General features: G+C 64.1%; 17 protein-coding genes. 10 read left to right on the forward strand and 7 right to left on the reverse strand.

Annotated elements, in window-relative coordinates:
* Positions 1-4: 4 nt before the first annotated feature.
* The 5 genes from QM672_RS11135 to QM672_RS11155 form a co-directional block, all read right to left on the reverse strand.
* On the reverse strand, positions 5-307 hold the full coding sequence (locus tag QM672_RS11135) for a hypothetical protein (protein ID WP_415082578.1): 303 nt from the start codon (positions 305-307) through the stop codon (positions 5-7).
* Between the two features lie 128 nt (positions 308-435).
* A complete protein-coding gene (locus QM672_RS11140) occupies positions 436-1,140 on the reverse strand; it encodes an ABC transporter ATP-binding protein (RefSeq protein ID WP_415082580.1) in 705 nt (234 codons plus the stop codon).
* Positions 1,137-1,928 carry an ABC transporter ATP-binding protein gene (locus QM672_RS11145; protein WP_415082582.1) on the reverse strand — a complete coding sequence of 264 codons (792 nt, stop codon included), beginning with the start codon at positions 1,926-1,928 and terminating at the stop codon, positions 1,137-1,139. The genes QM672_RS11140 and QM672_RS11145 overlap by 4 nt, the downstream gene beginning before the upstream one ends.
* The gene (locus tag QM672_RS11150; protein ID WP_415082584.1) at positions 1,925-3,784 is read right to left on the reverse strand and encodes an ABC transporter permease; all 1,860 of its coding nucleotides are present in this window, start codon (positions 3,782-3,784) and stop codon (positions 1,925-1,927) included. Before QM672_RS11150 ends, QM672_RS11145 begins: the two co-directional genes overlap by 4 nt.
* A gap of 296 nt (positions 3,785-4,080) precedes the next feature.
* Positions 4,081-5,286 (reverse strand): ABC transporter substrate-binding protein, encoded by a 1,206-nt coding sequence (locus QM672_RS11155; RefSeq protein ID WP_415082586.1) that lies wholly within the window; start codon positions 5,284-5,286, stop codon positions 4,081-4,083.
* A gap of 253 nt (positions 5,287-5,539) precedes the next feature.
* Between QM672_RS11155 and QM672_RS11160 the strand changes: the two genes are divergently transcribed.
* Entirely contained in the window at positions 5,540-6,730 is a 1,191-nt protein-coding gene (locus QM672_RS11160; RefSeq protein ID WP_415082588.1) for a hypothetical protein, read from the forward strand.
* Here QM672_RS11160 and QM672_RS11165 read toward each other — a convergent pair.
* Together QM672_RS11165 and QM672_RS11170 are read right to left on the reverse strand one after the other, a co-directional pair.
* Entirely contained in the window at positions 6,727-7,530 is an 804-nt protein-coding gene (locus QM672_RS11165) for a helix-turn-helix domain-containing protein (protein WP_245314995.1), read from the reverse strand. The genes QM672_RS11160 and QM672_RS11165 overlap by 4 nt on opposite strands.
* Before the next feature lie 11 nt (positions 7,531-7,541).
* Entirely contained in the window at positions 7,542-8,069 is a 528-nt protein-coding gene (locus QM672_RS11170) for a hypothetical protein (protein WP_415082591.1), read from the reverse strand.
* A gap of 179 nt (positions 8,070-8,248) precedes the next feature.
* Between QM672_RS11170 and QM672_RS11175 the strand changes: the two genes are divergently transcribed.
* The 9 genes from QM672_RS11175 (at position 8,249) to QM672_RS11215 (ending at position 14,851) form a co-directional block, all read left to right on the forward strand.
* Positions 8,249-8,542, forward strand: coding sequence for a hypothetical protein (locus tag QM672_RS11175; RefSeq protein ID WP_068296585.1), 294 nt, complete (start codon positions 8,249-8,251; stop codon positions 8,540-8,542).
* Between the two features lie 9 nt (positions 8,543-8,551).
* Entirely contained in the window at positions 8,552-8,950 is a 399-nt protein-coding gene (locus QM672_RS11180; protein ID WP_068296588.1) for a hypothetical protein, read from the forward strand.
* Between the two features lie 10 nt (positions 8,951-8,960).
* Positions 8,961-9,143: a hypothetical protein gene (locus QM672_RS11185; RefSeq protein ID WP_068296597.1), complete on the forward strand. Its 183-nt coding sequence runs from the start codon at positions 8,961-8,963 to the stop codon at positions 9,141-9,143.
* A complete protein-coding gene (locus QM672_RS11190) occupies positions 9,140-10,561 on the forward strand; it encodes an APC family permease (RefSeq protein ID WP_311937869.1) in 1,422 nt (473 codons plus the stop codon). Before QM672_RS11185 ends, QM672_RS11190 begins: the two co-directional genes overlap by 4 nt.
* 21 nt (positions 10,562-10,582) lie before the next feature.
* The gene (locus QM672_RS11195) at positions 10,583-11,284 is read left to right on the forward strand and encodes a hypothetical protein (RefSeq protein WP_394312556.1); all 702 of its coding nucleotides are present in this window, start codon (positions 10,583-10,585) and stop codon (positions 11,282-11,284) included.
* 95 nt (positions 11,285-11,379) lie between these two features.
* Positions 11,380-11,661 carry a hypothetical protein gene (locus tag QM672_RS11200; protein WP_156771760.1) on the forward strand — a complete coding sequence of 94 codons (282 nt, stop codon included), beginning with the start codon at positions 11,380-11,382 and terminating at the stop codon, positions 11,659-11,661.
* A 146-nt stretch (positions 11,662-11,807) separates the two neighbouring features.
* Positions 11,808-12,704, forward strand: a complete 897-nt coding sequence (locus tag QM672_RS11205) for a glutamine amidotransferase family protein (RefSeq protein WP_311937872.1) — start codon at positions 11,808-11,810, stop codon at positions 12,702-12,704.
* 33 nt (positions 12,705-12,737) lie between these two features.
* Entirely contained in the window at positions 12,738-13,436 is a 699-nt protein-coding gene (locus tag QM672_RS11210) for a GXGXG domain-containing protein (protein WP_311937874.1), read from the forward strand.
* 89 nt (positions 13,437-13,525) lie between these two features.
* Positions 13,526-14,851, forward strand: coding sequence for an FMN-binding glutamate synthase family protein (locus QM672_RS11215; RefSeq protein WP_068296611.1), 1,326 nt, complete (start codon positions 13,526-13,528; stop codon positions 14,849-14,851).
* The last annotated feature ends 87 nt before the right edge of the window (positions 14,852-14,938 follow it).

The following is a 14,938-nucleotide window of genomic DNA, read 5'->3' on the forward strand; positions in this document are numbered from 1 at the left end:
TCGATCAATGCGCAGCCCACCGCATCGCGACCTTGCCGGTGATCGGCGTGGACTGAGAAGGCATGGGCCGAGAACAGGAATAGCTGAAATCCCGGGGCTGCGCGAAGGCGAAGTTGTCGGCGATGACTTCAAACGGGCACCGAGCCCCGATCAGGGCGGGCAGGGACAGCAGGGCCAATTGCAGGACGAGCCGCGCGAGGGCAGGGCGATAGTAACGGGGGACCGCGGACATCTCCACAAGACTCTTACGCCAGCGACGGCCGGCACCGTTCTCATCCGGTGAAGGAGGTTCGTCGGAATGGGTCATCTCGCGCTCCGGATACGGAAGGGGCTGCCGGCAGCCCATGCCGATCCAGATCGCGGCAATCGGCGTTTTATTCCCGAAGACAAAGATTTTTTTGAAGAAGAGCTTTGCGTGCTGCCGGCTTGGGCCGGCTACAATGCCAGATATTCCGTCTGCACGGCGCTGTCGGCTTCCAAGGCGGCCATGGTGCCGGAATAGCGGATCATGCCGCTCTCGATGACGTAGGCGCGGTCGGCGATCAGGCGGGCAAAATGCAGGTTCTGCTCGGAGAGCAGGATCGACAGCCCTTCCTGCTTGAGGCGCAGGATGGCGCGGGCCATGTCCTCGACGATCTTGGGTGCGAGGCCCTCGGAAGGCTCGTCCAGCAGCACGATGGCGGGATTGCCCATCAAGGTGCGGGCGATGGTGAGCATCTGCTGCTCGCCGCCGCTCATCCGCCCGCCGAGCCGGCCCGGCATGGCAGCGAGATTGGGGAAGAGCTCGTAGAGCCGTTCCGGCGTCCAGGGCTTCAGGTTCTGGCGTGGGGGGCGGCGGCCGACTTCCAGGTTCTCCCTGACCGTCAGGTCGGTGAAGACGCGGCGATCCTCGGGCACATAGCCGATGCCGCGGCGGGCGATCTCATAGACGGGCAGGCGGATGATGTCGGCACCGTCGAGGCGGATGGCGCCGCGCCGGTCGGCGACCAGCCCGATGATCGAGCGGAAGGTGGTGGATTTGCCGGCGCCGTTGCGGCCGAGCAGGGCGACGACCTCGCCCGGCCCGATCTCGAGGCAGACCTGGTGCAGGATGTGGGCTGGGCCGTAGAAACTGTCGAGGTCGGCGATTTCCAGCTTCATCGGGCAGGCTCCTGATGCGCGTGGATTGCGGCGGACGCGAAGACCGTGCCGTCGCCGAGATAGACGGCGCGCACCTGCGGGTCGTTGCGCACGGTGTCGGCATCGCCGGCGGCGATCAGGCGGCCGCGATCGAGCACGAGGAGCCTGTCGGCATGCTCGAACACCACGTCCATGTCATGCTCGGTGAACAGGATGCCGATGCCGCGCTGGCGGGCGATGCCGGCCGCCAGGGCCATCATGGCGATGCGCGCGCCCGGCGCCATCCCGGCGGTCGGCTCGTCCATCAAGAGGAGGCGTGGCTCATTGGAGAGTGCCACCGCCAGTTCCAGCCGCTTGAGATCGCCATAGGCGAGCTCGCCGCAGGGATGGTCGGCCAGGGCGCCGATGCCGACGAGGTCGAGCAGGGCCTGGGCTTCTGTCCGCTTGTAGCGGTCGAGGCGGGCAAAGCGGCGCCAGATGATGTCGTTATGGCTTGCCAGGGCGACCTGGAGGTTCTCGATCACCCGCATCGAGGCGAAGGTGGCGGTGATCTGGAAGGTGCGCCCGACGCCGAGGCGGCAGATCGCGGCGGGCCGCATGCCTGCCGTCTCGCGGCCGAACAGGCGGATGGAGCCGCGATCGGGCTTGATCTGGCCGTGGATCATGTTGAAGCAGGTGCTCTTGCCGGCGCCGTTGGGGCCGATCAGCGCCACCATCTCGCCGGCTGCGACGGTGAGCGAAACGTCCTTCACCGCCTCGACGCCGCCATAGGTCTTGGCGAGCCCCTGGACCTCCAGCAGCACCGTCATGGCCGGTTCTCCTTGGTCCGTGAGAGATTTCGAGACGGCAGGAGATCGCGCAGGCCCGCCAGTCCGCGCGGCAGCACCACCACGACTGCGATGATGAACAGGCCGATGGCAAGCTTGGAATAATCGGTCGCGCTCATCAGCCAGATCGACAGGGTCTTGAACACGCCGGCGCCGAGCACGGCGCCGGAGACACTGCCCATGCCGCCAAGCAGCACCATCACCAGCCCGTCCACCGAGGTCGTGACGCCGAAGGCATCGGGAAACACGCTGCCCTTGAGGAAGGCGAACAGAGCGCCGGAAACGCCGGCCAGCAGGCCCGCCAGCACGAAAGCGGCCCATTGCACCGGTGCCTTGGCGATGCCGACCGCCTCGGCACGCAGGTCGGAATCGCGCACGGCCCGCAGCATGAAGCCGAAGGGGGCGAAGGTGGCGAGCCTGAGCAGGCCGACCCCCAGCATGGCCAGAACCAAGGTCAACTCGTAGAAGGCCCAGGGCTGGGCAGCCCATTTCGCCGGCCATACGCTCAAGATGCCATTGTCGCCGCCGGTGAAGTCGACCCATTGCGAGGCGATCGACCAGCAGATCTGCGCGAAGGCGAGGCTGAGCATGGCGAGATACACGCCCGAAAGCCGAACGGCAAAGCCGGCGAACAGCACGGCTCCTGCCAGCGCGAGCAGGGGCGCGGCCAGCAGCACGGCTTCCATTGGCCAGCCCAGCATCGTCGTCAGCAGAGCGGCGCCATAGCTGCCCAGGCCGAAAAAGGCGGCATGGCCGAAGGAGACGAGGCCGCCGACCGAAACCAGGAACTGCAGGCTGGCCGCAAAGAGCACGAAGATCAGGATCTCGCTGCCCACCGACAGCACATAGGGGCTGGCGCCGAGCGGAAGCAATGCGGCAAGGGCGATGGCTGCGGTTATGAGCAGCCGTCCGGACGTTCGCATGGGCTGCCAGGGCTGTGTCGTGAGGCCCAGGGCCGGGCGCTGCGGGCTCGTCGGCTTGCCGAACAGGCCCCAGGGCCTGACCACCAGCACCACCGCCATCACCAGGAAGATCAGCACGATGGAAATCTTGGGAAAGGCGAGGATGCCGAAGGCGTTGAGCTCGGAGATCAGGATGGCGGCGACGAGCGCGCCCACGATGGAGCCGAGCCCGCCGGTGACCACGATGATGAAGGCCTCGACGATGATGGCGAGGTCCATCTGGTGGGTGACGGCGTCGCGCGGGATCTGCAGGGCCCCGCCGAGCGCGGCGAGGCCGACGCCCAGCATGAACACGCCGGTGAACAGCCATTTCTGGTTGACGCCGAGGGCGGCGACCATGTCGCGGTCCTGCGTGGCGGCCCGCACCAGGATGCCCCAGCGGGTGCGGTTGAGCAGCAGCCAGATCAGGCCGAGCACCAAAGGCGACATGGCGATGAGGAAGAGGTCATAGGCGGGGATCGCCTTGCCGGCGATCTCGACCGCGCCCTTCAAGCCCGGCGCGCGTGGCCCCAGCAGGTCGTCGGCGCCGAAGACGATCACCACGAGGTCCTGTACCACCAGGGTGACGCCGAAGGTGGCGAGCAGTTGGAACAGTTCCGGCGCCCGATAGATCCGTCGAAGCAGCGTCATCTCCAGCAGGCCGCCCATGACCGCCACGATCGCCACGGCGGCCGGCAGAGCCAGCCAGAAGCCGAGCGGACCGGACCAGGCATTGGCAAGCGTGCAGGCGACATAGGCGCCCAGCATGTAGAAGGCGCCATGGGCGAAATTGACGATGCGGGTCACGCCGAAGATCAGCGACAGGCCCGATGCGACCAGGAACAGGGAGGCAGCCCCGGCAAGGCCGCTCAGGAATTGGGCGATGATGGTTCCCACGAAGACCTCAAATTGGGGAGCGTCGGAGATCAGGTGGCTTGTCTGATCGGTGGTGCAGCCCCTCACCCCTACCCTATCCCCGTAAGGACGGGGCGAGGGGGGCGCAGGCGTTGCGATTGATCCTTTGATCGCTCCTCGCGCCCAATGGTCGGGCGAGATTGGATGCTTTCAGTTCGAGACGCCCGGTCGGAGTCCCCCTCGCCCCGCCACTTGCGGGGAGAGGGTAGGGGGAGGGGCCCCGCGGCGTTCTGGGCTTCTTGGGCGCTTGTTCCGCCCTTCCCGGCCTGGCCTGCCCTTCACGGCGCCGGCCGCATGCCCTTTACCGTGGCGTCATCCGGCAGATAGTCCTTGCCGTCGCGATAGACGAAATCGGTCATCACGCCATTGCCGTCCGCGACCCCCGTCTTGCCGACGAAGGCGCCCATGGTGGATTGATGGTCGATGGCGCGGAAGCTGATCGGCCCGAAAGGGGTGTCCAGCGGCAGGCCCTCGGCCGCCTTGATCAGCGCGGCGGTATCCGTCGAACCGGCCTTGGCGAGGATCGCGGCGGCAGCCTTCATGGTGACGTAGCCGACGATCGAACCAAGACGCGGATAATCGTTGTACTTGGCCTGGTAGGCCTTGAGAAAGGCCTCGTGCGCCGGGGTCTTCACCGCATTCCAGGGATAGCCGGTGACGATCCAGCCTGTCGGCGCCTCATCCTTCAGGGGGGCGAGATATTCGGGCTCGCCGGTGAGGAAACTCACCACGGCGCGGTCCTTGAACAGGCCGCGGGTCGAGCCCTCGCGCACGAATTTTACGAGATCGCCGCCGAAGGTGACGTTGAGGATGGCGTCAGGCTTGGTGGCGATGAGGGCTTCCACCACCGGGCCGGCATCGATCTTGCCTTGGGTCGGCCACTGCTCGCCCACCCATTTCACGTCGGGGCGCTTGGCGCTGAGGATCTGCTTGAACACGGCGACGGCCGACTGGCCGTACTCGTAATTGGGCGCCACCGTGGCCCAGTTCTTCGCCGGCAGCTTGGCGGCTTCTTCCGCCAGCATCGCCGCCTGCATGTAGTTGGAGGGGCGCAGGCGGAAGGTCTGGGCATTGCCCTTCGACCAGGTGATGGCGTCCGTCAGCGGCTCGGCTGCCAGGAACATCACGTCCTTCTGCTTGGCGAAGTCGGAGACGGCCAGACCGACATTGGAGAAGAAGGTGCCCATCAGCATGACCGCGCCATCGCTCGAAGTGAGCTCGTTGGCAGCGGTGATGGCGCTGGCCGGCTTGCCGCCATCATCCTTGGAGATCACCTCGATCGGCTTGCCGTTGACGCCGCCGGCGGCGTTGATTTCCTCCAGCGCGAGCTGCCAGCCCTTGCGGTAGGGCTCGGTGAAGGCGGGAAGGCCGGAATAGGAATTGATCTCGCCGATCTTGATGCTGTCGGCCGCAAGGGAAGGAAGGGCCGTGAACAAGGTTACGGCGACGGTGCCCGCGAGGGCCAGTCGAGACAAGATCCGCATTCAGGGTCTCCGCTCTGGATGTTGGAGGCTTTATGATTCTTGGACTGTGTCGGCTCGCGTCCTCCCGGTCCAGCCTCATGGCTGCTGGGAGAGGGCGCAAACCGCCGCAGGCAGGCTGAAACGGCGGAAAATCGTTCGTATGCAAACGAGTTTCCGCCGAGGACAGCGGCGCTGTCAAGCGTCCTTCTCATGGGAGTTGAGCTCGACGGGAAAAAGGGCAAGGCTGATCCCAGCTATTACAGGGAGAACCTGAATGGATCGGCGGCGATTGGCACCTCAAATGTCCGGGAGTTCAATAGCGACATTCGCCGTGGTCTTCTTGGTCTACGCTCTGGGAGCCTGGATCCCTTTGCCAGGTCTCGATGCTGAAAAACTGGCCTCCATGACGTCATTTTCACTCGATCCCTCAATGGCCAGATTCTCCATTTTTTCTCTCGGCCTTGTGCCGCTGTTCACGGTTTTGGCTCACGCCGAAATCGCCAAGCTGTTATTTCCACGGCTGGCGCGATGGCAGGAGGCCTCCTGCCGCAATGCAAGTCGATGGAACGACGTCCTGCGTATTTCAACGCTCGTTCTGACCGCGATGCAGGGATACGGCATTATGGTTGGCCTGCGGGCCGTGGGGGTGGTCGACGATACCGACGCAATCGCGGTTCCGGTGGGCCTTGCAACCTTCGTCGGCAGCACGGCCTTGCTGATTTGGTTGGTCGATCGTCTCCGATTGCCGGGGCTGGGCAACGGCTTCTGGTTCCTTTGGTTGGCGCCCCTTGTTGGGGCACTTCCGGCAACGTTTCTTCAGCAGGTCGACCTTATCCGAACCGGAGGAATGGCACCCTCCATGATGCTGTTCGGTCTGGTCTATGCCTTGGTGGCAGCCCTGTTGGCCGTTACAGCAACGTTGATCGTGATCCAAGCGCCTAAGACGGATGAAGCGTCCCAAGCCAGGCAAAAGAATCGAGCGGAAACGCAAAGGATACTGGCAGCGGTGATCTGGCCGCCGTTTCTCGCCAGCATAGCCGCCGGATATTTGATCCTCCTCTACCCGCTGGTCTGGCCGGCGCAGGGAGGAGATTTGTCAGGAGCGATCGCCGTCAGTCATATCGTCGCGACGGCTCTGCTCCTTCCTTTGTTCAGCTACTTCTATGCGCGCCAGCGCACGGACATCCATGGTGCTGTCTCCGATGCGCGTGATGATGAAAGCACAAGGCTGCTCTTTCGTTACGGCCTGGCGGGGCTTCTCCAATCCGCACTTTGCGCCGGCATCGGGCTCCTTGTCTGGATATATCCTGTTTTCGGCTCTTGGAGTGGCGCACAATTGATCGCAGTCGTGGCCGTGACGATGTCGCTTGCGTCCTGTTGGAGATCCGGATCGGGATCGCCGCCACCGGGGGCTGTCGTGCCGGTCGCACTGCGCACCACTGGCTCGGCGCCCAGCGCCGGTTAGACCTCATCCTTCGCGTAGGAGATGATCGACAGGAAGCGGATCGGCAATTGCCGCATCTCGTCGGGGCCGTGCGGGGCATCGGCGTCGAAGAACAGGCTGTCGCCGGGCGTGAGGTGGTAGAGCTTGTCGGCGTGGCGGTAGACCACCTCGCCCTCCAGCATGTAGATGAATTCGAGGCCCGAATGCTGGAACAGCGGGAAGACGTCCGATTCTTCCGTCAGCGTGATGACATAGGGTTCGACCACCACGCGGCCGGTATTGCCGGCATTGTGGCCGAGCAGGCGATATTGATGGCCGGCGCGCGTGCCGCGCCGCTCGATCAGGAGGCCTTCGCCGGCCTTGACGAACACCGCCTCGCGCCGTTCCTCGAAGCGCCGGAAGAAGGCGGTCACCGGCACGCCGAGGGCGCGCGACAGGGTCTGCAGCGTGGTGAGCGAGGGCGAGGTCACGCCATTCTCGATCTTGGAGAGCATGCCGAGCGACAGGCCCGTCGCGGCGGCTAGGTCGGCGACGGTGATGCCGAGCTTGTTGCGGAAGGAGCGAACCTCGCGTCCGATCGCCACTTCCAGAATATTGTCGCGGGCGCCGCCGAGCGCATGCGGGTCCTGGCCCGGAAAGGCGGAGGCGGGCGGCAGTTCGCGGGTGGGAAAGGCATCCGAGAACAGGCCTTCGCCATCGTCCGGATCGATTGGATCGGCATAACGGGGGCCCAATGTCGGGGCAATGACCGTCTGGCCTCCACGCCCGGCGGTGGGCGTCGGCACTGTCCTGACAGCCGGTGTAACCACCCGCTTCGTCATGCTCGTTCCTTTCACGTCCCTGCAGAGAGCATGGCGCGTTCGGCGCTTCCTCCCCGCTCATTCCCATTTGCCTCGCAGCCGGACGTTCTGAATTCCAAGACCGCGGCCGGCTTCAGAAAAAACACGCTCTCTCGTAACGAGAGGAGAGTCGTTCCCGCTCGTATGAAGGCAACCCTGTTGCGGCTGCCCAGCAGTGCGACAGCCAACTCCTCGGCTGCATTGGGCTGACGCTTGAAAAAATATCGTGCGACCCACCGAGCGACAAGCTGGATGCCGCCCGTTATCCCGCCAATATGGCGACCACAGGCCGGGATTCCAGACAAGAAGCTGCGATTTTTGAAGGGAGAGGCGATCGAAGGGCATTTTTCGCCCGGCAGCGCCGCGTCCCCGGCCAGCCGCGCAGGATCGATGGGCGAATCGCCGCCCGCCTTCCGGCATCGTCTGCGCACGCGCAAACTGCAGTGGACCCTCATGCCCGCCTCCTGCTCCCGGTGATCTTGCTGCGGGTCTTCCTGAAGTGCAAGAAATTTTCCGAGCATTAAACGTTCAGAAAAATGGCGTGAATCTGCCAAAGAATGTCGCGAATGCGAAGTTTCTTGTCAGACAAGCGCTTGACAGGGGCCGCGCAACGGGCGCAGACTTTCCTGGCATAAAAACAAATTGCCTCTCAGTAACAAAAGCGAACCCGCCAGAGGCGATATTCGGGGAGGAAATATCAATGACACCGGGATCGGAAGATCCGCGGATCGAGGTGATGTATCGCCGCGACCGCGCCTGGGCTTTCGGCGCCATCGGCGCCCTCTGGCTCATCCTGCTTTTCGTCTTCTTCAAGATAGCGCCCGACAGCGGCTCGACGGGCATCACCATTGCCCTGCTCATCGCCGGGGGCCTGGTGCTGCTGTTCAACACGGCCGCGATCATCGCGCTGCTGCGCCACTATCACGAGGACAAGCTGCATCTCTACGGGCTCGACCTCCACTACATCGATGAAATGAAGAAGAGCAAGCGGTGAGGAGCTGACATGGCCAAGACACCTTCAGGCAAGACACCCTATCAGCCGCCCGAACAATCGGCGCTCGGCCAGGTCATCGATTCCATCGTGCTACTCGCCTTAGTGATCGCCAGCCTGTTCGCGCCCATCGCCCTTGGGCTTGCCGGGGGGGGCAAGGTGGATCTGACCTTTTCGGACAAGAGCTGGGCCGGCATGGGACAATCGTCGTTCGCCCAGTCGCTGTGGGAAAAGCTCGGCTATACCGCCGAAACGGCAGCGCCGATCATCGCCTCGCGCTTCGATTATTCCTTCTCGCTGCTGGCCTTCCTGCTCACTGCGGCGATCATCGTGATCTATTTCGGCTTCCTGATCTACTTCTCGGAAAAGGAATACCGGGATGTGATCGCCGAACGCTTCGGCGACAAGTGAGGGCGCTGCCGTGAATACGTTCCATCTTCTCGAATATGCGGCCTGGGCGATCTCGATCCTGATCGGCGCCTGGATGCTCTACGACCTGATCAAGACCAACGCGACCTATTCGGAGGACATGCTGATGTCCTCCCGCGAAGGCGAAATCGAAGATGAGCTGATCATCGACCCAACGCATAGAGGTGCAAAATGAGTGAGATCACCTCCAATGCGGGGGCTTCGGCGCATGTCCAGCAGACCGTCATCCATGGCGAGAAGATCTCGCTGCTGCGCGTGCTCGGCCCCGCCCATGTCTGGGCGCTCGGGGTCGGCATCGTGCTGGTCGGCGAGTTCATGGGCTGGAACTTCGCCGTCGGCAAGGGCGGGGCGCTCGCTGCCCTGATCGCGTGCTGGACGGCGGGCCTGCTCTATACCTGCGTGGCCATGATCGATTCCGAGGTGACCTCGACCGTCGCTGCGGCCGGTGGCCAATATGCCCAGGCCAAGCACATCGTCGGCCCGTTGATGGCCTTCAATGTCGGCCTCTATCTGGTGATGGCCTACACCATGCTCGAAGCGGCCAATGCGATCACCGCCGGCTATCTGATCCAGACGGTGGGCGGCATGGCCGGTTTCGATGCGGTGCATGACAAGCCCTTCATCGTGCTCACCATCATGGGCCTGGCCCTGCTGAACTATCGCGGCGTCTATGCCACGCTCACCTTCAACCTGGTGATCACCGCCATCGCCTTCCTCGCCATCGTCTTCCTGTTCGTCGGCGCCAAGCCGTGGTCGGAGGACCTGCTCAAGCCTGCCGAATTGCTGACGGGCCTGCCCTATGGCTGGCTCGGCGTGGTTGCTTCGCTGCATTTCGGCCTGTGGTTCTATCTCGGCATCGAGGGCACCTGCCAGGCGGCCGAGGAGGTGCGTTCGCCCGCTCGCTCGCTGCCGTTCGGCACCATGCTCGGCATGATCACCCTGCTGATCGCCGCCGCCATGACCTGGTATGTCTGCGTCAGCCTGATGCCCTGGGAATATCTCGGCCAGGCCACAACGCCCTTGTTTGACGCGGCCCGCATGACCGGCTCGACCGGACTGATGGTCCTGTTGTTCGTGGGCACCATCTTCGCCACGCTGGCTTCGGCCAATGGCTGCATCAACGATGCTTCGCGTGCCTGGTTCTCGATGGGGCGTGATCGCTACATGCCGGCCTGGTTCGGCGCCGTGCATCCGAAATACCGCACGCCCTTCCGGTCGATCTTCTTCCTGGTGCCGATCGCGCTGATCTTCGCCCTGGGAGCGCCGCTCGACCAGGTGGTGACCTTCTCGATCCTGTCGGGCCTGCTCGGCTACTCCTACATGACGTTCAACGTGATGATGTTCCGCTGGAAATGGCCGGTGGGCAGCATCAAGCGCGGCTATGTGCATCCCCTGCATCCGCTGCCGGCGATCGTGCTGTTCCTGCTGTGCTCGACCGCCTATTTCGCGGTGTTCCTGGGCTATGGCACCCAGCTCATCGCCATGATGGTGTTCTATATCGTGGTCTCGATGTGGTTTGCCTTCCACCGCTACAAATATGTGCGGCGCGGCGACCAGTTCACCATGCCCTGGCCTCGACCCAGGGGATATTGAGGCGATGAGGAGGCGGCCAGCATGACCTTGTTCGCATTTCTTGCAGTCCTGGCGGCGGGCTTTGCCGGCCTGGGCTGGCTGTTGAATCGCGAGAGGTCGGCGCTTTGGCGCCGGCGGAGGGCCCTGCTGGCCGATTGCCACCCGCTGTTCGAGCGGGTGGAGCAGGCGGATGGCGTCGGGGGATTTCCCCGGTTGTCCGGTGAGATCGCCGGCCGTCGCGTCATCGTCGAATTGATGCCCGATACGATGACGCTGCGGCGCTTGCCGCAGCTTTGGCTTTCACTGACGGTCATGACGCCGCTGCCGGGGGGAGCTGCCTTCGGCGTGTTGGCGCGCCCTTCCGGCAGCGAGTTCTACGCCCGCACGCCCGATTTGCCGGCGCGTCTCGAGCCGCCCGCCAGCCTGCCCGAGGACGTGATGGTACGAGGCCGGCGGCGCGGTGCAGCCTTCCTGGCCCAGGCGGAGCGGGCGATCGCAGACCTGATGGCCGACCCTAGGGTCAAGGAAGTGCTGGTGATGCCGGCCGGCTTGAGGGTGATCTTTCAGGCCGCCGAAGGGCAGCGAGGCCAGCATCTGCTACTGCGCCAATGCGATTTCGGCGACGCAGGTTTCGATCCCGCTTTGTTCATGCGGCTTTATGACGGCCTGGAGGAGATCGCCCGCAGGCTGTCGCCCGCACCGATGCCAGCGCAGTTGGCGCAGACGCGCGGCCAGCGGGCCTAGAGGCTGTTATGAATGGACGTCTGGATTGCTTCGCCGCTCCCGCAATGGCGATTGAACCAGAATCGCAATGCATGAATCACCGTCAGGAGGGCGCCATGGCCGCAGCCATGCTCGCGAAACCCTTTCATCCCTATCTCATCCTCGCCCTCGCCGTTGCGCTTCCGGGGGTCGGCCATGTCGCTCTCGGCCGCCAGATGCGCGGGTTGGGATTTGCGTTCTTCACGCTCCTATTCGCCTTTCTGAGTTGGCATTTGTCGACACCGGAGACGTCTCCGATCGGCCGCATGGCGGGAGGCCTGTTCGTCTGGGCGCTTTCGATCCCGGATGCCTACCGGGTGGCGCGCCTGCGCTGGGAACGCTGGCGCCAGCAGGCCTGAGAGCTTCATTTTTTGGCTGTTTCCTGTGAGGAAAATCCGTTTCCAAAAAAATATTCCTCACAGGAAAAAAATGTTCAGGTGGATATTGCTGGCGCCTCAGGAAATTGCTAGCCTCCCTGAAATCAATCGCATGAGGGACCCGTGCTATGTGTGGCATTGTCGGCCTGTTTCTGAAGGATAAGAGCCTGGAGCCCCAATTGGGTACGCTCCTGTCGGGTATGCTCGCCACCATGTGCGACCGCGGCCCGGACTCGGCCGGGTTCGCGATCTATGGCGCGCCGCAAGCCGGCAAGGCCAAGATCACCGTCCAGTCGGCCGATCCAGCCAAGGATTTCGAGGGCCTCGCCGCCCTGGTCGAAAAGGCCGTGGGTGCCAAGGTCTCCATCTCGCCGAAGGACACCCACGCCGTTCTCGTCCTCGATGCCGACAAGGCCGAGGCGGCTCGCCAGGCCATCAAGGCGGAGCGCCCTTCGATCCGCATCATGGGCGCGGGTGAAGCGATCGAGATCTACAAGGAAGTGGGCTACCCCACCGAGGTCGCCAAGCGCTTCGGTCTCGCCGAGATGACGGGCAGCCATGGCATTGGCCATACCCGCATGGCGACGGAATCGGCGGTAACCACGCTCGGCGCCCATCCCTTCTCGACCGGCGCCGACGAGTGCCTCGTGCACAATGGCTCGCTGTCCAACCATAACAATCTGCGCCGCGAGCTCAAGCATGACGGCATGAGCTTCGAGACCGAGAACGACTCCGAGGTCGCGGCCGCCTATCTGACCTGGCGCATGAATCAGGGCCTCAATCTCGGCGAGGCCATGGAGAAGGGTCTCGACGATCTCGACGGCTTCTTCACCTTCGTGGTCGGCACCAAGGACGGCTTCGGGGTCGTGCGCGATCCTGTCGCGTGCAAGCCGGCCGTGCTCGCCGAGACCGATCAATATGTCGCCTTCGGGTCCGAATATCGCGCTCTGGTCAACCTGCCCGGCATCGAGGATGCCAAGGTGTGGGAGCCCGAGCCCGCCACCGTCTATTTCTGGGAGCGCTGAGGCATGGATCAACTTGCGAAGAAAGTCGCGAGCGTGAGCACGGACGTTGAAAAGATCGATCTGGCCAAGACGCCGCTGCGCGAGCTCAACCAGGCCCTGCACGCCCTCAAGGCCGGCACCAACGCCACGTCCTGGGAGGTGAGCAATCCCAAGGGCTCGCATGCCCTGGCCGTGGGTGTCGACGCGCCCGTGCGCATCGATGTCAAGGGCAGTGTCGGCTATTACTGTGCCGGCATGAACAAGGAAGCCACTGTCGTCGTGCACGGCTCCGCCGGCCCGGGCGTGGCCGAGAACATGATGTCGGGCGAAGTCCGCATCAAGGGCGATGCCAGCCAATATGCCGGCGCCACCGGCAAGGGCGGTATCCTGGTGATCGAAGGCAATGCCTCCTCGCGCTGCGGCATCTCGATGAAGGGCATCGACATCGTGGTGAAGGGCAATATCGGCCACATGTCGGCCTTCATGGCGCAGTCGGGCAATCTGGTGGTCTGCGGCGATGCCGGCGATGCCCTGGGCGACTCGATCTACGAAGCCCGTTTGTTCGTGCGCGGCAAGGTGAAGAGCCTGGGGGCCGACTGCATCGAGAAGGAGATGCGCCCCGAGCATCTGGAAATCCTCGGTGGGCTGCTGGCCAAGGCCGGCTTCACCGACGTCAAGCCCGAGGAGTTCAAGCGCTACGGCTCGGCCCGTACGCTCTACAACTTCAACATCGACAATGCGGATGCCTATTGACCTGGGATCGCGGGCTTTCGGCCTGCTCTTCCCGCTGCATCGACTGTTTCAAGAGCAGGCTATAGGCCTGCGATCCCAGGATTGACCTCATGAGCTATCACAATCCGCCGACCGTTCCGCGCAAGTCCGCGACCTTCGACGATTACACCCTGTCCGAGATCCGCCGCGCCGCCACCACCGGCATCTATGACATCCGCGGCGGCGGCGCCAAGCGCAAGGTCCCGCATTTCGACGACCTGCTCTTCCTCGGCGCCTCGATCTCGCGCTATCCGCTGGAAGGCTATCGCGAGCGCTGCGCCACCAATGTCGTGCTCGGTTCGCGCTTCGCCAAGAAGCCGATCGAACTGAAGATCCCGATCACCGTCGCCGGCATGAGCTTCGGCTCGCTGTCGGGCCGGGCCAAGGAAGCCCTCGGGCGCGGTGCCTCGCTGGCAGGCACCTCGACCACCACCGGCGACGGCGGCATGACGCCGGAAGAGCGCGGCCAGTCCAAGACCCTGGTCTACCAATATCTGCCTTCGCGCTACGGCATGAATCCGGATGATCTGCGCAAGGCCGACGCCATCGAGGTCGTGGTCGGCCAGGGCGCCAAGCCCGGCGGCGGCGGCATGCTGCTCGGCCAGAAGATCTCCGACCGCGTCGCCCAGATGCGCACGCTGCCCAAGGGCATCGACCAGCGCTCCGCCTGCCGCCATCCCGACTGGACCGGGCCGGACGATCTCGAGATCAAGATCCTGGAGCTGCGCGAAATCACCGATTGGGAAAAGCCGATCTATGTGAAGGTCGGCGGCGCCAGGCCCTATTACGACGTGGCGCTGGCGGTGAAGGCCGGTGCCGACGTGGTGGTGCTCGACGGCATGCAGGGCGGCACGGCCGCCACCCAGGAAGTCTTCATCGAGAATGTCGGTCAGCCCACCCTTGCCTGTATCCGTCCCGCCGTGCAGGCGCTGCAGGATCTCAACATGCATCGCAAGGTGCAGTTGATCGTCTCCGGCGGTATCCGCAACGGGGCCGATGTCGCCAAGGCCCTGGCGCTCGGCGCGGATGCGGTTTCCGTTGGTTCGGCCGCCCTGATCGCCCTCGGCGACAATGATCCCGCGCTTGAGGACGAATACCGCAAGCTCGGCACCACTGCCGGCGCCTATGACGATTGGCACGAGGGCAAGGACCCTGCCGGCATCACCACCCAGGATCCCGAGTTGATGGAAAGGCTCGATCCGGTCAAGGCTGGCCGTCGCCTGGCCAACTATCTCAAGGTGATGACGCTGGAGGCCCAGACCATCGCCCGTGCCTGCGGCAAGAACCACGTGCATAATCTCGAGCCGGAAGATCTGTGCGCCCTCACCATCGAGGCTGCGGCCATGGCCCGCGTACCGCTGGCCGGTACGAGCTGGATTCCCGGGCAGGGTTTCTGACATCATGAAAGGGCGCTCGCCAGCAGGCGGGCGCCCTTTGCGTACTGCCATCCCCAGGTGAAATTCGGTTCTCCGGACGTCGGATTT

Origin of the sequence: Labrys sp. (in: a-proteobacteria), from assembly GCF_047605565.1 — a bacterium.
Taxonomy (GTDB): domain Bacteria; phylum Pseudomonadota; class Alphaproteobacteria; order Rhizobiales; family Labraceae; genus Labrys; species Labrys neptuniae.